General features: G+C 34.9%; 21 protein-coding genes. 11 read left to right on the top strand and 10 right to left on the bottom strand.

The features are described from left to right. Positions 1-6 precede the first annotated feature (6 nt). From KQI21_RS06625 to cbpB, 6 genes are all read right to left on the bottom strand, one after another. Positions 7-1,758: an ABC transporter ATP-binding protein gene (locus KQI21_RS06625; protein ID WP_216483377.1), complete on the bottom strand. Its 1,752-nt coding sequence runs from the start codon at positions 1,756-1,758 to the stop codon at positions 7-9. Between the two features lie 470 nt (positions 1,759-2,228). Further along, positions 2,229-2,672: a TlpA family protein disulfide reductase gene (locus tag KQI21_RS06620; RefSeq protein ID WP_216483375.1), complete on the bottom strand. Its 444-nt coding sequence runs from the start codon at positions 2,670-2,672 to the stop codon at positions 2,229-2,231. 98 nt (positions 2,673-2,770) lie between these two features. After that, positions 2,771-3,013 (bottom strand): YkuS family protein, encoded by a 243-nt coding sequence (locus KQI21_RS06615; protein WP_216483373.1) that lies wholly within the window; start codon positions 3,011-3,013, stop codon positions 2,771-2,773. 71 nt (positions 3,014-3,084) lie between these two features. Further along, positions 3,085-4,200 (bottom strand): N-acetyldiaminopimelate deacetylase, encoded by a 1,116-nt coding sequence (locus KQI21_RS06610; RefSeq protein ID WP_216483371.1) that lies wholly within the window; start codon positions 4,198-4,200, stop codon positions 3,085-3,087. 13 nt (positions 4,201-4,213) lie between these two features. After that, positions 4,214-4,933 carry a 2,3,4,5-tetrahydropyridine-2,6-dicarboxylate N-acetyltransferase gene (gene dapD / locus KQI21_RS06605; RefSeq protein ID WP_216483369.1) on the bottom strand — a complete coding sequence of 240 codons (720 nt, stop codon included), beginning with the start codon at positions 4,931-4,933 and terminating at the stop codon, positions 4,214-4,216. 796 nt (positions 4,934-5,729) lie between these two features. Then, positions 5,730-6,173: a cyclic-di-AMP-binding protein CbpB gene (gene cbpB, locus KQI21_RS06600; protein ID WP_077320272.1), complete on the bottom strand. Its 444-nt coding sequence runs from the start codon at positions 6,171-6,173 to the stop codon at positions 5,730-5,732. A gap of 201 nt (positions 6,174-6,374) precedes the next feature. On the opposite strand from cbpB, the gene KQI21_RS06595 reads away from it, so the two are divergent. The 4 genes from KQI21_RS06595 (at position 6,375) to KQI21_RS06580 (ending at position 9,499) form a co-directional block, all read left to right on the top strand. Next, positions 6,375-6,677: an ArsR/SmtB family transcription factor gene (locus KQI21_RS06595; RefSeq protein WP_216483368.1), complete on the top strand. Its 303-nt coding sequence runs from the start codon at positions 6,375-6,377 to the stop codon at positions 6,675-6,677. 12 nt (positions 6,678-6,689) lie between these two features. Next, the gene (locus KQI21_RS06590; RefSeq protein ID WP_216483366.1) at positions 6,690-7,625 is read left to right on the top strand and encodes a cation diffusion facilitator family transporter; all 936 of its coding nucleotides are present in this window, start codon (positions 6,690-6,692) and stop codon (positions 7,623-7,625) included. Positions 7,626-7,980: 355 nt separating this feature from the next. Next, positions 7,981-8,835, top strand: a complete 855-nt coding sequence (locus KQI21_RS06585) for a metallophosphoesterase (protein ID WP_216483364.1) — start codon at positions 7,981-7,983, stop codon at positions 8,833-8,835. A gap of 190 nt (positions 8,836-9,025) precedes the next feature. Then, positions 9,026-9,499, top strand: coding sequence for a YkyB family protein (locus KQI21_RS06580; RefSeq protein WP_216483363.1), 474 nt, complete (start codon positions 9,026-9,028; stop codon positions 9,497-9,499). A 201-nt stretch (positions 9,500-9,700) separates the two neighbouring features. Here the strand turns inward: KQI21_RS06580 and KQI21_RS06575 are convergent, their stop codons facing one another. Next, positions 9,701-10,027 carry a hypothetical protein gene (locus KQI21_RS06575; RefSeq protein ID WP_216483360.1) on the bottom strand — a complete coding sequence of 109 codons (327 nt, stop codon included), beginning with the start codon at positions 10,025-10,027 and terminating at the stop codon, positions 9,701-9,703. 1,039 nt (positions 10,028-11,066) lie between these two features. Between KQI21_RS06575 and KQI21_RS06570 the strand changes: the two genes are divergently transcribed. Next, positions 11,067-11,966, top strand: a complete 900-nt coding sequence (locus KQI21_RS06570) for a DMT family transporter (RefSeq protein WP_216483359.1) — start codon at positions 11,067-11,069, stop codon at positions 11,964-11,966. Between the two features lie 197 nt (positions 11,967-12,163). Here KQI21_RS06570 and KQI21_RS06565 read toward each other — a convergent pair whose 3' ends face one another. Further along, positions 12,164-12,334, bottom strand: coding sequence for an FbpB family small basic protein (locus tag KQI21_RS06565; RefSeq protein WP_216483357.1), 171 nt, complete (start codon positions 12,332-12,334; stop codon positions 12,164-12,166). Between the two features lie 116 nt (positions 12,335-12,450). On the opposite strand from KQI21_RS06565, the gene KQI21_RS06560 reads away from it, so the two are divergent. Further along, positions 12,451-13,614 (top strand): aminotransferase A, encoded by a 1,164-nt coding sequence (locus KQI21_RS06560; protein WP_216483355.1) that lies wholly within the window; start codon positions 12,451-12,453, stop codon positions 13,612-13,614. 24 nt (positions 13,615-13,638) lie between these two features. Here the strand turns inward: KQI21_RS06560 and KQI21_RS06555 are convergent, their stop codons facing one another. Continuing rightward, a complete protein-coding gene (locus KQI21_RS06555) occupies positions 13,639-13,809 on the bottom strand; it encodes an aspartyl-phosphate phosphatase Spo0E family protein (protein ID WP_077320262.1) in 171 nt (56 codons plus the stop codon). Positions 13,810-14,205: 396 nt separating this feature from the next. Here KQI21_RS06555 and lepB point away from each other — a divergent pair, with 396 nt between their 5' ends. The 5 genes from lepB (at position 14,206) to KQI21_RS06530 (ending at position 18,653) form a co-directional block, all read left to right on the top strand. Further along, entirely contained in the window at positions 14,206-14,730 is a 525-nt protein-coding gene (gene lepB, locus KQI21_RS06550) for a signal peptidase I (RefSeq protein ID WP_216483354.1), read from the top strand. A 457-nt stretch (positions 14,731-15,187) separates the two neighbouring features. Continuing rightward, positions 15,188-16,348: a zinc ribbon domain-containing protein gene (locus KQI21_RS06545; RefSeq protein ID WP_216483352.1), complete on the top strand. Its 1,161-nt coding sequence runs from the start codon at positions 15,188-15,190 to the stop codon at positions 16,346-16,348. Positions 16,349-16,378: 30 nt separating this feature from the next. Then, positions 16,379-17,512, top strand: coding sequence for a S1C family serine protease (locus KQI21_RS06540; protein ID WP_216483351.1), 1,134 nt, complete (start codon positions 16,379-16,381; stop codon positions 17,510-17,512). Between the two features lie 370 nt (positions 17,513-17,882). Continuing rightward, positions 17,883-18,257: a 6-fold beta flower protein gene (locus KQI21_RS06535; protein ID WP_216483350.1), complete on the top strand. Its 375-nt coding sequence runs from the start codon at positions 17,883-17,885 to the stop codon at positions 18,255-18,257. A 258-nt stretch (positions 18,258-18,515) separates the two neighbouring features. Next, positions 18,516-18,653 (top strand): YjcZ family sporulation protein, encoded by a 138-nt coding sequence (locus KQI21_RS06530; RefSeq protein ID WP_309245516.1) that lies wholly within the window; start codon positions 18,516-18,518, stop codon positions 18,651-18,653. A gap of 54 nt (positions 18,654-18,707) precedes the next feature. Here the strand turns inward: KQI21_RS06530 and KQI21_RS06525 are convergent, their stop codons facing one another. Beyond that, complete coding sequence (locus tag KQI21_RS06525; RefSeq protein ID WP_216483348.1) at positions 18,708-20,666, bottom strand: GGDEF and EAL domain-containing protein; 1,959 nt, start codon at positions 20,664-20,666, stop codon at positions 18,708-18,710.

Here is a 20,666-nt window from a genome sequence, read left to right as displayed (position 1 = left end):
CCCCTTTTAAGCATGTGGCCGTTTCATAATTTCATCTTTATCTTGATACTGAATTTCGTAAATTCGTTGATATGCTCCTTTATTGTTTATTAAAAACTCATGTGTTCCACGCTCAATAACTCTTCCTCCTTCTAAAACAAGAATTTCATCAGCATGTTTTAATGAAGAGATACGATGAGCAATAATAAACGAAGTCCTGCCTTTCATTACTTCCCGTAATGCTTGCTGAATTTTAAACTCCGTCTCCATATCTACTGCTGAAGTAGCGTCATCTAAAACAAGGATTTTCGGATTAATGCATATTGCCCTTGCAATCGCTATCCGCTGTTTTTGTCCACCTGACAATCCCATTCCTCTCTCACCAAGCATCGTGTTATACCTATTTGGCATGTTCATAATAAAATCATGTGCCTGTGAGCGTTTAGCAGCATCGATAATCTGTTCTTCGGATGCATTTGGATCACCATAAGCAATATTTTCTCTGATTGTTGCGGAAAACAAAAAAGGTTCCTGCAATACAAAGCCGATTGCCTGTCGTAATGTTTTCAGCTGAAAACCTGATACAGGTATTTGATCAATAAGCACTTCCCCGGTATCTGGTTCATAAAAACGAGTAATAAGTTGGGTGATACTTGTTTTTCCGGCACCTGTCGATCCGATCAACCCAATACTCTTACCAGGGGTTACATTGAAGCTAATATCCTTTAAAGCTGGATCGTTATCTGTCGCATAAGTTAATGTGACGTTTTTAAATGTAACATGTCCTTGGATTGGCTGGTTAATTGCTTGCTTTGTTTCAACAATATTTTCTTTTGCTTCAAGGATTTCTAACAAGCGCTCTGCAGACGCTTTTGCTTGGGAAAATTGATTAATTACAAAACCTAGATTCATTAAAGGTCCAACAATATACCAAACTAAACTAAAAAAAGCGACTAAGGCTCCAAGCGACAGCTTATCATTAATAACTAAAAAACCGCCATAAGCAAGTAACGCTACAGCACAAAAATTACCGATAAATTCCATTAAGGGGAAATACTTTGACCAAATAAAGGATGTATTTAGATAGTTTTGTTTGTAATCATTATTACTATGAGAAAATCGATCAATCTCAAAGTCTTCTCTAGATAAAGATTTTACCGTATGCATACCACTAATATTTTCTTGCACTCTTGTGTTTAGTTTACCGAAGGACTTTCGAATCTTGCGAAATGCAGGGTGAACACGTTTATCAAATTGAAAAACGACTATAGTAAGAAATGGCATTGCCGCCATTGTCACTAATGCGAGCGGTACTGAAAAATAAAACATTACCCCTAAGCTGATCGTAATTAATAAGATAATGCGCAATAATTCGGCAAAACCAAAAGAAAGAAAAAAACGAAATCCTTCCACATCAGCTGTGAGTCTGGACATAATATCTCCAGTTTTTGCGTTATCATAATAAGAGAAGGACAGCTTCTGTAATTTATGATATAAACCATCTCGCAGTTTATATACAGCCGTAATACCAAATAGATCTCCCAAATATTGATGATAAAATGTCGCAAAGCCTTTAATAATCATTAAAAATAAAAATACACCAGAAATATACGGGATTAATTCATAACGGTTTTTGAAAACAACGCTATCAATCGTTTGTTGTAAGATAATTGGATAAATAACCGTTATTACTGTTAGTAAAAATAAAAATAGCAAGGACAGTAAAAAAAACCGTTTATATGGCCAAAAATAATCCTTTAACTTTTTAAATGTCTCCACGCCATTTCCTCCCCTTAAATAGTTTTCGTAACATTAAATATAACGGGTTCCGAAATAAATTGCCACTGTTTTTTTAAATTTTTTAAAAAATTCACCAATTACCATTACGGATTTTATTCATAGGAAAGTTGTTTGGAAAAAGATAAAATATATTAGGAAAACGATCTTTCTTGTACTCGTATTAAAAATTTGAGCCATAATAACGCTATTGATTTTTTGAAGCAAAAACCAAAAATCACGAATTTCTCTTTTAAATAGAACTGTTCGTTTAAAGGTTTTACTTTTTATTCTATAAAAGTTTAAATTTTGAGATATTATCGGCAAACTAATTTCGCTTCCATTTAAAGTTCAATACCTTTTAATCCAAGTTAGGATTTGACAGTAAAAAACATCTCCCTTTAGATAGAGAGATGTTTTTGATCAGACTCATTTTTTCATTATATTGTAACTCCACAGAATGAAGTTTCACTTTACCTAATTAGCCGCCGTATTTGTTTTTCCAGCATTTTTGCATTTACTTTACCTCGCTGAATATAACGCAACTTCCCGGAGTGGTCGAACAAATAATATGCGGGAACAAAATGAATGTTAAAAGCTTTTGATAATGATTCTTCATTATCGATAGCAATCGGTTCGGTTAAATCATTTTTAGCTGCTACGCTACGAATTTCATCCAAATCCATATCATCTTCAGTTAAAGGGGTATGCACAGAAATTACTTGCAATGTATCAGTATAAGTATCTCGTATTCGCACAAAGCTAGGCATTGCTTTTTTGCAAAGTTTACAGCTTACTGACCAAAAATGAACACATATTGGTTTGCCGCTAATTGTTTCCGTAGTTAATGGTTCCGAATTTAGCCATTCTTTCGCTATACTAATTTCCGGTATTTTTTCATTTAAACGCATCTTCATCCATTCCTCCTGCATCATCCTCTTAGAATTTGCTAATACCACTATCTTTATATGACTATTAACATAAAAAGGTTCTTGTAGGAGGAACAGGTGAATGATCACGTTAATTTACGATTTACCATTTGACAAACGTCTTCGGCACTCATACCTTGTGCATTAATTACAGACCCGGCGATTACTGCTTCTGTAATTCCCATTACATCCTTATCCTGACCTGAAATAATACAGCAATCGCAGTAAGCAGCATCTTCTTCGCTTCGCAAGTCTACTACTTCATGACCCATTTCCATCAACGCTTCTTTTACATTAGCAAGACTTTCTTCCACGCCTATTCTCGCCATTCTAATGCCTCCTCTAATTAATGTTGTTCTACATAGATAGATTCTGCATTAGAATAAAAACTATACACCGATCATTCAGAAAGCTGAGAAATCATCCGGGTTACAGCATCTAAACCAATCGTTAATGCTTCCTCATCTGGGTTGAGCTGTGCGTTGTGAAGACCGAATGGAGAATTGACACCAAGCCAAAACATAAAGCCTGGTATCTCCTTCATAAAATAACCAAAATCTTCACCAGTCATAGCAGCTTTCGCTTGTTTGTATTCTATATCTGAACCATCCAAGGCTTGTTGGAATTTTTCTACCATATCAGCTTGATTATACACTTGATAATAATTGGCGCCATAATCTACCTGAATAGAGCAATCATAAACAATTTCAAAACCTTTCATTAGCTTTTCCAATTGCTTTTTTACGATGTGAATTGTCTCTGGATGCTGGGTTCGAATCGTTCCTTCCAGGCGAGCAGTTTCTGCAATAGCATTTTGGACGTAGCCACTCTCCATTTTTCCAACTGTAACGACAGCACTTTCCAACGGATTTATATTTCTGGAAACAATTTGCTGCATTTGAACAATAAAACTGCTTGCAGCAACCGTCATATCCTTGGCTACATGTGGATATGCAGCATGTCCTCCTTTACCAATAAAATCAATGAATAATTCACTCGTATTTGCAAATAGTAAGCCTGGTTTACTTGCTACCGTGCCAACAGGTAATTCTGGAGCAATATGCAGGGCAAAAATAACATCAGGACGCCAAGTATTAAACTCTTTCGATTGTAACAATGGAAGAGCACCGCCTGGACCTTCTTCCGCTGGTTGAAATATAAACAAACAATCATCAGTAATTGGCTCAGAAATCACGCGTTCTAAAGCACCAAGCGCGATGGTCATATGAAAATCGTGTCCACAAGCGTGCATTCTCCCTTCATGCTGTGAAGTGAATGAAAAATTTGTTTTTTCAGTGATCGGTAATCCATCGATATCAGCTCGAAAGCCAATTGTTTTTTGCGGTCGTGTTCCCTTTACAAAGACTAATATTCCCGTCTTCCATAATTGGATCGACACACGTTCTGTTTGCAGTTTTTTTATTTTACGTACCAAGTATTGTTGGGTTTTCGTTTCTTGAAAACCCAATTCCGGTATTTGATGTAAATCTCTGCGGATTTGTTGTAAGTTTAACATATTAATTCCCTACTTAATCATTCAACTTGCGTAGTTCTTGTTTTATTTCAGTTTTCGATTTCGTATTTTCATCAATCTCCTTTAATACTCTTGCGGGAGTACCTGCTACTAATGTGTTTGGAGCCACATCCTTTGTGACAATTGCCCCAGCAGCAACAATTGCTCCTCTACCAATCGTTACCCCTTCTAATACTACAACATTCGCCCCAATAACTACATCATCTTCAATAATTACCGGTTTTGCAGATGGTGGTTCAATTACACCAGCTAACACAGTACCTGCACCAATGTGACAATTTTTCCCAACCGTTGCTCGTCCACCAAGTACAGCGTTCATATCTATCATAGTTCCTTCGCCGATAACAGAACCAATGTTAATTACTGCCCCCATCATAATGACGCAACCATCACCAATCTCTACTTGATCACGAATAATCGCACCCGGTTCAATTCGGGCATTTATTCCTTTTAGATCAAGTAGAGGAATAGCTGAATTACGACGATCATTTTCGATAACGTAATCCGTTATCACATCTTGATGGTCATTTAACAGTCTTTGTACCTTATTCCATTCTCCAAACAAAATTCCGCTTTTTGATTCTAAGAAAGCTTGGATGGAATCATCAATCGTTAATTGATCTAATCCTTCTCCCTTTACATATACTTTTACAGGTGTGCTTTTCTTACTATTCGAAATAAAGTTGATAATTTCATTTCCATCCATCATTTTCATGATTCGTTACCTCCCAATTATGTACTATCTTATAATTTAGCAGATCGCTTTTTTTGTCGCAATAATTAGCTGTTTTTCATTGCCTATCTTTTCATATTCTCAGTTTTCAGAAAATCCATTTACCTTATTTTAAAGCTGTTGACTTTTTTCATGTCCCCTTCTTACAACCGAAACTAACTAGCACGTTCTATGTGTCAAAGTTCGAGAAGGCTTGGCTTCGAGTCGACATGATCACTAATTACGCGGTTACGTTGAATATTAAGATTTCAACGGCGTCAACTTAACTTCTTCGCTAAAATTTTTTATACATTCTAAACCGGCGATGAAATTCCGTTGTGTTATTTTTATCAGATTTTTTGATACCACCTTAAAAATTTCGATTAAGATTTGATTAGAAAAACTTGGCTTGTCGCTAAGTCTTTGTGGCGAAAGCTATAGTTTTTCTTATACTATAAACCATAAAGTTTTATACTTTCCTATAGTGAAAAAAAGGATCTAAGAGGCTGGGACAAAACTAAAACAGCTGATTAAAAAACGAACAATAAATCGTCCTTGTGTATACGCAAGTTTTTAGCGTAGTCAAAATATGTAGACTCCTGCGGGAATAGCTCGAGCTGAAGATCCCGCAGGAAAGCGATCTTTGCTTTCCGAGGAAGCTGAGGCCGTGCCCGCGGAAAGCGAAATAGTTTGACGTAGCGATGATAGGAATTTTTTTAACACAAACAAACCAAACAATTATAAATGAATTGTTCGTTTTTTGCTATTTAGTATTTGTTTATGTCCCAGCCCCATTCGTTTAATCATTTTGTGCATACAAATCTTTTTTTACTTGCTTAAGAATCGCTCTTCTCGTTAAAATCCCATCAAAATATTTATTCTTATCAGCAACACAAACAAACGGATGATTTATAAGCGCATTCAATCCTTGTAATAAGGAATCTTCTTTCATTAAACATGGAATATCCTCATTGAGCACATCTTTTACTACAATATTTGAAAGTCGTTCAAATTCGAAACGTTCTAATCCGAGAATCTGGTTAAGAATCGCAGTTTTTCCAATTGTACCAACTAACTTATACGATGAATCAAGAACAGGCACAGCAGAATAACCCGACTTAACCAATACAAGTAAGGCATGCTCAAGCGGATTATTTACTTGTACATGTGCCACCTTTTCAGAAGGAATCATTATTTCTTCCAATGTTATGCCTGTTAAATATTTCTCTTGTAACATACTCAATCATACCACCCCTTTTTCTTCATGCAGGAGGTTTGCTTTTTACTTTCTCTGTAATATAAGCAAACTTTAGACGGAGAACAGACTAATTTTATTTTACCACAGTAAGGAAATAAGAAAAACGAAACCTATTCATTCCTTGAAATTGATTATATTTTAAGTTATAATATGAACATATGATCATATAGTATAGGAGAGACGATTATGGATTACCAACCAATTGATGAACAGTTAATTGAACATGTATCACAAACCTTTAAGGCTTTATCTGACCCGACCCGAATCAAAATCTTACATTTGCTTTCTCATAAAGAATACTCTGTAACTGAAATCGCTCAAAAATTAAGCATGCATCAATCTACTATTTCTCATCAATTAAAGTATTTAAAACAATTGCGGTTAGTAAAGAATCGCCGTGAAAAAACGACTTACTACTATTCACTAGACGATGATCATGTTATGAATTTATTGAAACAGACGATTGAGCATAGTGAACATACAAAATAGGGGGGGGAAATTATGTCACATGATAACCATCAACACAATCATAGTCATGGCCACGATCATGGTCACCACACTACTAGCAATAAAAAAGTACTGTTTTTTAGCTTTTTATTAATTACCTTTTTTATGGTTGTTGAAGCTGTCGGTGGCTTTTTAACAAACAGTCTCGCACTCATTTCAGATGCCGGACATATGCTCAGCGATGCAGCAGCTCTTGGCTTAAGTCTTCTGGCATTCAAAATCGGTGAACGTCAAGCAACATATTCTAAAACTTACGGTTACCGTCGAGTTGAAATCATTGCTGCCTTCATAAATGGCTTGACATTAATTATAATTTCACTTTATATATTTTATGAAGCATTTCAACGGTTTATTGAGCCGCCAAATGTAAGTGCAAGTATGATGATTATCGCCTTCATCGGCTTAGTTGTGAATATTGTTGTCGCATGGATGCTAATGCGTGGCGATTCACAGGAAAACTTAAATATTCGCAGTGCTCTTTTACACGTCCTTGGTGACCTTTTAGGCTCAATAGGCGCCATTGTTGCAGGTATCCTCATCTTGCTATTCGGCTGGGATATCGCCGATCCAATCGCAAGTGTTATCGTTGCGATCCTCATTGTGATTTCTGGTATTAGGGTAACAAAAGATTCCATTCATATTTTAATGGAAGGAAAACCTACTAATATTAACGTTGAAGAAGTAAAAAGTAAATTAATGGAGCTACCAGGAATTGATGATGTTCACGATTTTCATATTTGGTCAATCACTTCTGAATTTCCAGCTCTAAGCTGTCATTTAGTTGTAGATAATACTGTAGATCGAGATAAAATCCTTATTCAAGCAAATAAACTGTTAAAAAAACATTTCAGTATCTCACACAGTACATTACAAATAGAAGGGATAAATTTGCATATCAAAAACGACTGTAATGACTGTTCTCCTTCATAATTAAGTTAACTCAGAAAGTGGCAACTCTCATGTTCGTCACTTTCTTTTTTATACTATATGAAAACAAAGACTTGGCGACAAGCCAAGTTTTTCTAATTGTCATTTTTAAAATTTAAACCATTCCACTAACCACTATAACTAGAAGATATCCTTCTCTTTTGAGCAACTCCAACTTGTTTGGGCTTCTATTTCTTAAGTTCAGTTTCTATACTTTATACTATAGTGTATCTAACGAACGAAGCATTCAATCCTCTCTATCATTCTCAGATGATGACAGTTACAAGTAGGGATTCTATTTTTCTATATTCATGTTATAATTTGATTCTAATTGATTGTTGAGAAAGGTTTGTCAGCCATGAACAGAAGAACATTTCTAAAAAAAGCGGTTGGTAGCTTGCTTGCTTTATTAGGGTTAAGTAGTGGAACCTATTATTATGCTAGAGATATAGAACCAATTCTACTTCATATTAATAAAAATACAATTGCATCGAAAAAAATTGCAAAATCGTTTAATAACTTTAAAATCGTGCAGTTTTCCGATACGCATGTCGGATTTCACTATTCACTGCAACAGTTAAAAGAATTAGTTCAAAAAATAAATGGATTGGACCCTGATTTAATTGTATTTACAGGTGACCTTGTCGATGAACCACAAAATTTCCATTGGGATTCAAAGATTATCAATATATTAAAACAGCTTAGCGCTTATCACGGAAAATTTTGGATATATGGAAACCATGATCACGGTGGTTACGGTACAGAGGTTGTTAATGATGCAATGAATAAAGCCGGTTTTCAATTATTACAAAACAACCATACTACCATTGAAATTGCGAATGAAGAAATAGTAATAGCAGGAATCGATGATGTTATGTTAGGAAAACCAGACTTAGATGCTACATTAGTCAATGCGAATCCTAATCTCTTTACTATCCTCTTAGCACATGAGCCAGACTTTGCAGATATCGCCAAAAAATACCCTATTGATGTACAATTATCCGGGCACAGCCATGGAGGACAAATTAGATTTCCGTTGATTGGACATTTATATAGCCCTGCCTATGCTGAAAAGTATGTACAAGGAAAATATAGCTTAAATAATGATAAATTCCTGTTATTTGTGAATAGCGGTATTGGCACAACCCGAGCTCCATTTCGCTTTCTTTGTAAACCTGAAATACATGAATATTCATTAAAGTCACTTTCATAAAATAAAAATAACTTCGGTTCACCTTAAGCTAACTTAATCAATTATACCTTTTTATTTTTCAAGTTACATTTTATGAAACAAGCTTAAAATCAATTATTTCTGATTACTTTTTAATATCCCTTGCAAGCCAAACTGCTTTACGATAGGATGTATACAAGCATAATTACATTTTTACGGAGGAGCAAATACGATGACTGAACAAGATAACTTAGATGAAATTGCAAAAGCACTTTATACAATAAATCGCCACGCTAAAACTGCTCCTGACCCAAAACATTTATACTTTATAAAAAAAGAAGCCATTAATAGACTTCTCAAAGAAAAACATGCCACAAAGGTAGGACTTCATTTTTCCAAACAACCAAAATTTAGTAATCAATACTCTACTTTACTCGTACGAGTTGCCGATTATTATTTTCATATACCGCCAACTAAAGAAGACTTTAATAATTTACAACATTTAGGAGAATTAGATGAGAGTTACCGGAACCCGCAAGCTAAAATGTCCTTATCCAGTGCAAAAAAAGTGATCTATCAGTACATGAAATGGAGAGGGAAAAAGCCAACACCTAAAAACCATTGGAAAAGGAGTACGTCTACTTACTTTACACCATCTTCGCTTGGTAAAATGGAATGGCCGCCTACCAAATCGCATCGAAGTTAAAAAACACTTTCAAGGAGATCTTTGAAAAACAAGTTCCGTACTACTAAGTAAGTTGAAGTCGGAGAGAAATTGCCATTTCTTTTATCCCATTCTCCTTATATTATATCTTGAATTAGTAGCTGCTTCTCTAGTTGTACTTTTACATTACCAACTAAACGGTATAAACTTTACTAAGCTAATTACTAAAGGATATTATGCTTATTATTTATTTAACCAACGTCTTATTGTTGCTCCAATAATCAATAGACAACCAAAAAAAGCTAATGATTGCATGATTAGAGGAAATGAATAAAAGAATCCTTGGTTTAGTCCGCCATTTAATAAACTTAGCCCGAAATAAATGGTAAAAATAAAAAAGCTAATGAATAAATAAGATAAGAGCATAAATGAACGTCGTTGCACAATCCAACGAATAAATGAACGAACCATACTATATATTACACTTATTCCAAAGATCAAAAATAATAAATACCAATACTTTTGATCCATTTCCCGTAGACTTATAATTCCAATCCACCATGTCATCAATTTCAATACCTCCCATCGTGCCCGATCTTATCATTTTAGCTTCATACTATTTTTACCATTTTATCCCTTAAATATACGTAGCTCACGCTAATAAAGTTTCTTTCACTGTATTCTTCATCCTCTCCAATAGAGAAAAAGAACCAAAGCTAGAAACGCTCGGTTACGTCGTATCAACGGCAGATAATTCTGATAGTGATCCTTCATTCAAGGAGCTCTTTTCTCCTTGAAAAAGAAGAACACTTTTTCTGCGTGTGGTAGCATCCGCTGCCGAAGCTTTTCTTGTCCTTGAAAAACCGCGATGTATGGCTGTCGAAGCTTCTCTGTACTTGAAAAAGAAAATTGCTTTTTCTGCGTGTGGTGTCTATTCAAGTAGCTTTTCTTGTCCTTGAAAAAGAAGGACGCTTTTTCTGCGTGCGGTGTCTATTCAAGTAGCTTTTCTTGTCCTTGAAAAAGAAGGACGCTTTTTCTATGTGCGGTGTCTATTCAAGTAGCTTTTCTTGTCCTTGAAAAAGAAGGACGCTTTTTCTACGTGCGGTGTCTATTCAAGTAGCTTTTCTTGTCCTTGAAAAAGAAGGACGCTTTTTCTATGTGCGGTGTCTATTCAAGTAGCTTTTCTTGTCCTGTCAACCCGAACGAATCGGACATTTATGTGCCGTTTCCTCTTTGAATGGAAAGTCTTACGGCACCTTTCATGAGGGATCATGAAGGATAAAGAAAATATACCTCTAAAACAGGGGTATGCCGACGCCTAAGCGGCATACCCGTTTTAGTTGGCATTCCTTTAAATTCGAGCTGATGTTGGATTTATTATAGGAAAGAGATCGAAGTTTGGTACAGCATAAGCACAAACAGGACGACGAAGCTATTTTCAAAAAATATTCACCATGCAAAACGGATATAATTTCCTAATCAACAAAAATTTTTTAATCTGATGTTCATTAGGAAATCTAAGTAAATACTAGAAATCCCTATGAAGGTACGGATATGCCAGAAAGTTAAAGAGAACGGAGTAGTATAAATGAGAAAGGGGGGACACTTATTGAAGAAAGCATATCTATTTATAATACTAGGAGCTTCATTCTGGGGAACGATCAGTTGGTATGTAAGACACCTCTATGAATTTGGTTTTACACCAATGGAAGTCGTTATTTTACGAGCATGGACGGCTGCTTTTTTATTGCTGGCTTATTTAGTTATTTTTGCTCGGCAAGAAATAAAGCTTCATGCGTTTAAAGATATCCGTTACTTTATCGGAACAGGCATTTTTAGTATTATTTTTTTTAATTTCTGTTTATTTACTGCCATGCAGCTTAGTACTATTCCAGTAGCTACTGCATTATTATATACTGCTCCGGCATTTGTAACGATTCTTTCTTTTCTTTTATTTAAGGAGCCATTGACAAAAAGTAAACTTATTTCACTGTTACTAACGTTTGTTGGTATATGCTTAGTTGTCGGGATCTTCCCGTTAAATATCGGTTTTGTCTCTGCAAAAGCAATATTATTTGGTTTAGGGGCAGGCTTAGGTTACTCTCTCTATAGTATTTTTAGTAAACTCGCATTAGAAACGTATTCAACACTTAGCATTACAACATTTACTTTTATTACGGCAGCAATTGCTTTGTCTCCATTTTTCCCGTATGCAGAAAAAGGAGCGCTACTAATTAATCCTTTTGTATTATTTTATGCCCTTGGACTTGGATTTTTACCAACTGCTTTCGCTTATATTATTTATACATATGGCTTAAATCAAACAGAAGCATCTAAGGCATCGATTCTAACAACCATTGAGCCGGTTGTCGCCACATTGATTGGTATTTTCCTGTTTCAAGAGAACTTTACTATACTGCAATTTATTGGTATGTCCTGTATTTTAGCTGCTGTTTTATTTATTCAACGCTCCTCTTCGAACAAGGTTCATATACAGCAATCTGCTTAAAAAATGCTATAGTTTGTTTCAATTAATTTATTGCACTCAACAGCATCGGGTTACTTACCGAAATGATTCCGACTAACGCAAACAACAGGAGTCCCAATTTTTTTACACTCCTGTTGTTCCTGTCCAAATTTTCAGATGATGTCAAGGACATACTACCCTTACTGTTGTCATGTACAATCATCACTACATGATTGAACTTAACTTTCATTATTAGATGTCGACTTCTTTTTTTGCCTGTTTCTTTTTACAAGTCCCATTTTCCTATTTTCCAATTTTCTTTCAATTCTTGAAATACTGTTTCCATCTTCTAGCAATTCTTGTTTATTTTGCTTTACTAGTTGCTCAAAACTTAACGTTTTAGGCCGCATATGATACACTCCTTTTATACTTGTATCTTAAGTATACCGTATATTTGTATATGATATATCACGAATTTTTAAATATTTTTCAACAATTTTATCAATTAATAATTGGAGGTCATTTTATGCAACACTTATTGAATAAACATATATTATCAGTTGAAATTTCTGGGATTCGTAAATTTTTTAATTTGGTGGCTGATGAAGAGGACGTTGTGTCTTTAACAATTGGACAACCAGACTTTCATACTCCTGAACATATAAAAGAGGCAGCTGTTCAAGCAATCTATGACAATAAAACAACCTATACGCATAATGCCGGTCTACTCAACTTACGAAAAGCTATTTCTCGCTTCTATGAAAAAAGCTATCATGTATCTTATCATCCAGAAAACGAAGTAATCGTAACTACAGGTGCTTCACAGGCTATTGATATAACGTTTCGCACTATATTAAATCCTGGTGATGAAGTGTTACTCCCCGCTCCAATCTACCCGGGATATGAACCATTAATACGGTTAGCAGGAGCTAAACCTGTACATATAGATACGACCAAAACAAATTTAAAGCTGACAAAGGAGACACTTCTCCAATATATTACACCCAAAACAAAGTGTCTGGTGCTTCCATATCCATCTAATCCAACCGGAATGTCATTTACCAAAGAGGAATTAGCCACACTAGTTGATGTATTAAAAGGTAAATCTATCTTTATATTAGCTGATGAAATTTATAGCCAGCTTGTATATGAACAAGCTCACACTTCTATCGCTAGCTTTCCTGATATGAAGGACAAAACTATTGTTATTAATGGTGTATCAAAATCTCATTCCATGACTGGTTTTCGAATTGGCTATGCTTTAGCCCCTCAATGGCTATCTAAACAAATGCTTAAAGTACATCAATATAATGTATCCTGTGCAACATCAATTAGCCAATATGCTGCTTTAGAAGCACTAACAAACGGCCTAGAAGATACAAAGTTAATGCGAGAAGCTTATCAGAAGCGTAGAGATTTTGTCCTTCAACGGTTACAAGCAATGGGGCTAGCTTGTCTCAAACCCGAAGGAGCCTTTTATATGTTCCCTCGCTTTCCTTTAAAAGAACAGACTTCATTCCAACTCGGATTGGATCTCGTTCGAAAAAACAGGGTTGCATTAGTACCAGGAGATAGTTTTTCAAGTTTGGGAGAAGGATATATGCGATTATCCTACGCTTATGATCAAGCCACATTAGCATTGGGTCTTGATCGCTTAGAAGAATATTTACAAAATCATTTACTAAACTAAATGAAACAAACAGCATTAAAAATTTCATTTCTTTGTTTCATGCTGCTTTATATTTTCATATAAATTTAAAAGTCTGTCCAATTCTTGACTAATTTTAATGGACTCTAAATTTGTAAATCCTTTTTCCAAAGCGACCATCGTCATTTTATTGCGTAGAAATTCAATACGTTTTAGAAGATTGTCTGTTGTAGTCATTTTAATTGAAAGTATACCTCCTTATGCATGGTTGGGCTGGAGTCCCCTTACGCAAATTATTACAGGTATATAGGTATAAATAATTATGAATTCGATTAGTGCCATTAGCCCATATCGAAACCATACGTCCAGAATTGCTGGACATGATCACTTTTTCATATGCAATCAACTACATTACAATATTGTTTGTAGCTACAATGGTACAGGGACTGACAATTCTGTGTAGTATAAAACAAACAAAATACTGTTACTTTAGATTAATGTAGCACAGCGTGACAGAAACTGACAAGCTTTTTTATTATTGGCCACTTGCGTTCCTATAGGTTTTAAGGCTCGATTAGTTTCTTGCTGTGTGCTACTATAATAATGAAATGTTATTTGGAAAGGATGTCTTCGGTGTCAGAATCAAAAAAGAAAAATGAATGGTTGGAATGGGTAAAAGCATTAATTATTGCTATCTTGATTGCTTTCTTTTTAAAGACGTTCATCTTTGCAACTTCCATAGTTGAAGGTGAAAGTATGGATCCTACGCTTCAAAACGGAGAAAGGGTTATCTTTAATAAGATCATTTATATCATTGATGAGCCAGAGCGCGGAGACATTGTTATTATTGAAAAGCCATATAAAAATTATGTGAAACGAGTAATTGGACTACCCGGAGAAACCATTGAGATCAATAGTGGTAATTTATATATAAATGGGGAGCAATATGAACAAACATTTCTCGATGAGGATGCCCAACGACAAACAGGTAATTTTGGCCCGCAAAAAATACCAGAAGGAAGCTATTTTGTAATGGGAGATAATCGTGCAATTAGCAAAGACAGCCGTAATGGACTGGGATTTATTGAAGAAAATGAAATTATTGGACGTTCGGAATTTGTTATTTTTCCATTCGACCAATGGACACTGACTAGATAAAGTAAATTTCATTCCTCACTTTACACCTTGCATGAACATATCCGAAACTACGGGAATCCAAACAAGGTCAGACAAAGTCTGACCTTGTTTGGATTTACTCGTCTATTTTTCTCTATCAAAAATACAATAGCCAATATTTAACAAAATAATCCCAAAACAAAGTACCCCAAATGCTATCTCCCACATAAACTGCACCCCCTCTAAACAAACCAATCATTTGATACTTTTATAATAAGTATTTCTTTATATATCATACCAATTTCTGATCGTCGAGAAAAGCTAAAGTATGATAAAATAAATTGAAACTTTCTTTGTTAGAAGTTTAACATGTTTTTCTCTAATTGAGTCAATGATTGACTAACTGTACTTAACTATATATTATTTTCCATTATGGATGACGTTATCCTTTTGAACATATGTGTACATATACTGAAATTTTATCAAGCAGGTGATTACTATGCTCTATTGTCCTTATTGTGGGACGCAAACAAAAGAGGATGAGCACTATTGTATAAAATGTGGCAAATATCTTCCTGAAGATCGATATAATCGAATTAATAATAAAACTCCATGGATAAAACGTTGGAAATTACCATTAATATCGAGTGCTGTCGTTTTGCTTTCCTTCCTTTCTACGTATATCATACTGGAGATCAATACCGCAAAAGCCAAGGATCTATACATTGAAGGTGAAGAAAAGGTCTTGAAACAAGATTATCAAACAGCTAAAGCTTTATTTCAAGAAGCATTGGATCATAAAAATAATTTCTATCAAGCGCAAAACTCCTTGGATTTTATGGATACTGCATTATCTATTCAAGCCGTAATAAAAGAAGCAACAACACTCATGGAAAAGAAACAGTTTCAACAAGCATTAACGATGCTTAACAAATCCGAACAGAAACTAAAAGATTTTAATGGCGAAGCTGTAAATCATATTATTGAATTAATTACAAAAAAACGCGATACCATTAAACTAAATCAAATTAAATATGAATTAGAAAAAGAGCCTAATATTGATAAACTGAAGCTATTATTATGGGAAGCAGTATCCATCGAAACTGGTGAAGCAACAACAATTACAAACAATATCCGAAACCAAATTATTAGTTTCGTATTTACTAAGGCAAGTGAACAGCTAAATAACAAACAATTTAACGATGCCCAATTGATTGTGAAAGATGGATTGAAATATGCACCAGAGTCAGAAAAACTGTTAAGCTTACAAACTACAATTGATAAAGAAAAGGTAGCCTTTGAAACAGCACAGCAAAATAGAATCGAACAAGCTATGTCTACTGCAAGTCAAGAGCAACAAACGAATAAATCTAATGCAATAACCTTAAAAAGCATCGACCTTACTAGTGACGATCAAGGAAATCTAGTTGTTAAAGGTCAGGTGCAAAATAAAGTCACGATCCCAATTAACTCGATAGTGGTGAAATATGCTATTTTAACTAAAAAGGGGAAAGAGATATTAACAAATGAGGTCTATATCTATCCGGATGAATTATATCCCAATGAAGAGGGGAAATTTGAATTCACCCACTATGACCTGGATGAAAAGTATATAAATCTAAAAGCTGAAGTTAAGGCAATAACATGGTATACGGAGTAATAGAGCTATTACCAATGAGGTGAACATCACATGAACAAAAATAAATATGCTGCCATCATTCTATCAGCTGCTATTCTTATGATTGGTTTTACTGTAATTATTTATTTGTTTCAACAATCGAAACACGAAAATATTGTAATTAGTAATCCTGTTGTTAATAAAGTTACAAATACAAAGGAACTTGATTTAAAATCAATTATTCATGAGGCCGAAAAGAATGTGATACAAATCGAAGGGCAAACGAAAGACAGTACAACGACAGGCTCCGGGTTTCTGTATAACAAAAAAGGCGACATTATTACCAATGCACATGTAATTAAAGGTTCGGATGTCATTTATGTTAGAACTGCTGATGCAAAAGTTTACCCAGCAGCAATTGTAGGTATTGGCGAGGAAACAGATATTGCTGTTATCCGTGTGCCTCAACTTGCAGGAGAATTTCTAACAGTAGAAAAAGAAAAAACACCAGAAGTAGGAGATGAGGTAATTGCGCTGGGAAGTCCGCATGGTTTTCAAAACACGGTAACCTTGGGAATTATTTCTGGTAAAGAGCGTGATTTTACTGTTGATGGCTTTAACTATAATAATGCTTTTCAAATCTCTGCCCAAATTGCTGAAGGAAATAGTGGTGGACCTTTAATTGATCGAAACAGCGGTAATGTTATAGGTGTAAATTCAGTTGGAACCAAGGATGGAACACTTGGATTTAGTATTCCAATTAAGGATGTAATTAAAAAAATTGAAACATGGTCTAATAAAGCACAAACAGATGAATTGGATTTTGCCAGTACTTCAGATATTATTAGCACCAAAGACCCGAAAGAGCTAAAGCAAGATGCAGAATATTTAATCTCCTACTTTCTCGGTAGTATTGAGCTAAGAGATTATGTTAATGCCTACACTCTTCTAAGCAGCGAAATGCTTTCAAAGACCTCATATGCGGAATTTCGAGATCGTTACATTGATTTTATTAAAATAAACTATGAAAAACCAAAAAGTATGGCCACAGATAGTAATCAAGTGAAAACGACAATAAAAGTAACCATTGAAACACGTTCAAAAAAGGAAGAAAAGCCAAGTAAAATTATATATAATTATACGTTTATAACAAAGTATGAAAATGACCAATTAAAAATCTTTAGCATTGCAGCAAAGGAATTGTAAATTGCAACATTTAACTGTATTGTAACAACCCAACCTGAGGGGATTTCCCCTCTTTTTTGAATTGTATCAGAACCTATCCCCCGTTTCTTATGGAGATATTTTTATAATCGTTTCTTCTAGCTTATCTCTAGCAAACTTCACCCTTCTTCCTGTGATAAGTCAATATCGGCTCGAATCTAAAAGAAGGTCAACTAAAAAGCGGGCTTGTCGCTCAAGCGTCGGCATACCCCTGTTTTAGAGGCATGTTTTGTTTTCTTTATCCCGAATGTAAGGAATCGTATTTCTCTCATTTGAAAAGTCCGCTTATGATTTTATGAACTTTATAAGAGAAACTGCTCCTAAATCCCCGGTTCATTTGGACCGACAGAACATGGAAAGCTACAACAGCGACGCATCGTACGAAGAAAAAGCGCTCTTCTTTTTCAAGGACAAGAAAAGCTACGACAGCGACGCGTCGCACGAAGAAAAAGCGTTCTTCTTTTTCAAGGACAAGAAAAGCTACGACAGCGACGCGTCGCACGAAGAAAAAGCGCTCTTCTTTTTCAAGGACAAGAAAAGCTACGACAGCGACGCGTCGCACGAAGAAAAAGCGCTCTTCTTTTTCAAGGACAAGAAAAGCTACGACAGCGACGCGTCGCACGAAGAAAAAGCGCTCTTCTTTTTCAAGGACAAGAAAAGCTACGACAGCGACGCGTCGCACGAAGAAAAAGCGCTCTTCTTTTTCAAAGAGAAAAGTACTTCTTGAATGGAGTTGCCTTTTGTCTCGTTAGAAACTCTCCTGTTCGTACGTCGCTAAACGACCGCTTCTAGCTTTTGTGCTTATTAAACAAGAGTGTAATTCTCTAGCACAAGCAAGCTAGTATTAAGAAAAAATGTTACGCTGGTAAATCAGCCTCTATGCTAAAAAACAAAATTTCATCAATGATTGAAATAGAATTGGGCTAAACGTCCAAACAAATTCTATACAAATGCATATTGTATAACTGTAAGATTAGGAGGTGAAATAATGGGATTCGGATATGGTGGAGGCTGTTGCCATTCAGGAGGCTATGGATATGGATACGGTTATGGAAGTAGCTTTGCGCTAATTGTTGTACTTTTTATTTTATTGATCATTGTAGGTGCTGCATTTTATTACTAATACGATTAACAGCTTGTGCCGACAAAATACGCACAAGCTGTTATATTTTTTACATTAATGATGTTTTGTCAATAGACGTGAAACCTCATTAGGCGGTAATGGTTTACTAAAATAAAACCCTTGCAATTCATCACATTGCTCTGCCTTTAAAAAAGCAAACTGTTCCTCCGTCTCTACACCTTCTGCAACAACTCGCATATTTAATAAATGACATAAATGGATAATTGATTTAACAATCAATTGATTTTCCTCATGCCTATTCTCCATAAAAATTTTATCAATCTTTAATTTGGAGATCGGAAAAAGGCTGAGTAATTTTAACGATGAGTAACCTGTACCAAAGTCATCAATGGAGACAAGAATCCCTAAATCTCTTAATTTATGCAATATTTGTAGTGCAGCTTGTTCATTAGTCATCGCCATTGTTTCTGTTATCTCTAATTCCAAATATGCTGGATCAAGTTCAGTACGATTTAAGATATACTTTATTCTTGAAATTAAATCCTTTTGATGAAATTGTATTGCTGAAAGGTTTACACTAATAACAAAAGGTTCAAATCCTTCATCCTGCCATGCTTTATTTTGTTTACAAGCTTCATAAATGACCCATTCACCAATTTCAATAATCAATCCTGTTTTTTCTGCAATCGTAATAAACTCGTTTGGGGGGATATATCCTTTTTCTGGGTGCTTCCAGCGCAACAGTGCCTCCATCCCGACGATACGATTTGTTTGAAAATCCACTTGTGGTTGGTAATGAAGTTCTAACTGTTCATTTTTAATCGCTTCACGTAGTTCACTTTCTAGCGTGATTGTAGATTGAAATTTTTTTGATATGGCAGGTTCAAAGAATTTATAGTTGTTCCGATGTTTATTTTTGTTATCATACATAGCTGAATTCGCATATTTTATTAATTCTTCTGCTTCTTCTCCATGTTTAGGATATAGGCTGATTCCTATTGTTACAGATGTGTAAATATCATACCCATTAATTTTAATCGGATCTTCAAACATCCGAATTAACCGTTCGGCAAATGATATAATCTCTTTTTTATTATTAATTCCAGATTGTAAAATGATAAATTCATCCCCCGCCATACGTGCAACAAACGTATCAGGTTGTAAAAAGTTCTTCAATCGAAGGGCACTATAACGGATTAGTTCATCACCAACCGAATATCCCAATATATCATTTACTTCTTTAAAATAATCTAGATCTAATGTATATACAGCCACCTCCTGTTTTATAATGGCAGCTTGTTCAATTGCTTGTTGTAAAAAACGTATAAAGTAATTGCGATTAGGTAAATCAGTTAGCTCATCATAATAAGCTAAATATTCGATTCGCTTTTTATTTCTTACTTGTTCCGTCACATCTTTTAATAAGCAAACGTTAACCATTGTTTCCTTTAACAATGGATATTGCAGCATCTCCACATAAAATTGCTCTCCATCTTTGGTAAATGCTGTTAACTCATGAATAAACCCTTGTTTATGATGATTCTTATGAAATGCATGTAAACTGTCTTTAGCAAATAAATCCGTCATCTTTTTCGTTTGTAATTGCTGCTTCGTATAACGGAACATAGTAGTGCAATTTGGGTCACAATCAATAATTGCACCACTATTCTCATCATACATAATAATTCCTTCAAGATAATCAGCTATAAAATTAGTCATATATTGTTTTAATTCCTGAACCTTATCGGTAATTCGTAATCCCTTTAAGTAAAAACAGTAATACGTCTCGTCAACCTTGATTCCTTTTAATTCGATAAACGTACCTTTGTTTTTATACAGTTCAACAAGCTGATGTATTTCCTCAAATGCATCAAACGACATATCTATAAATTCATCGATTCGCTTATTCACAGCACATTCTGTATCTAATAATTTATAAGCAGATGGATTGCCGGTTACAATGATACCGTTTTGATCTGTTAGTAGTATCGCTTCTTTTAGATGATCCAGAATACACGGAGTAATTGGTAGATCATTTTTCTGTCTAGGCAT

The organism is Virgibacillus proomii, assembly GCF_018916875.1.
GTDB lineage: Bacteria > Bacillota > Bacilli > Bacillales > Amphibacillaceae > Virgibacillus > Virgibacillus proomii_B.
The sequence above is the reverse complement of the archived record's forward strand: the minus strand, read 5'-3'. Positions and strand labels throughout refer to the sequence as shown.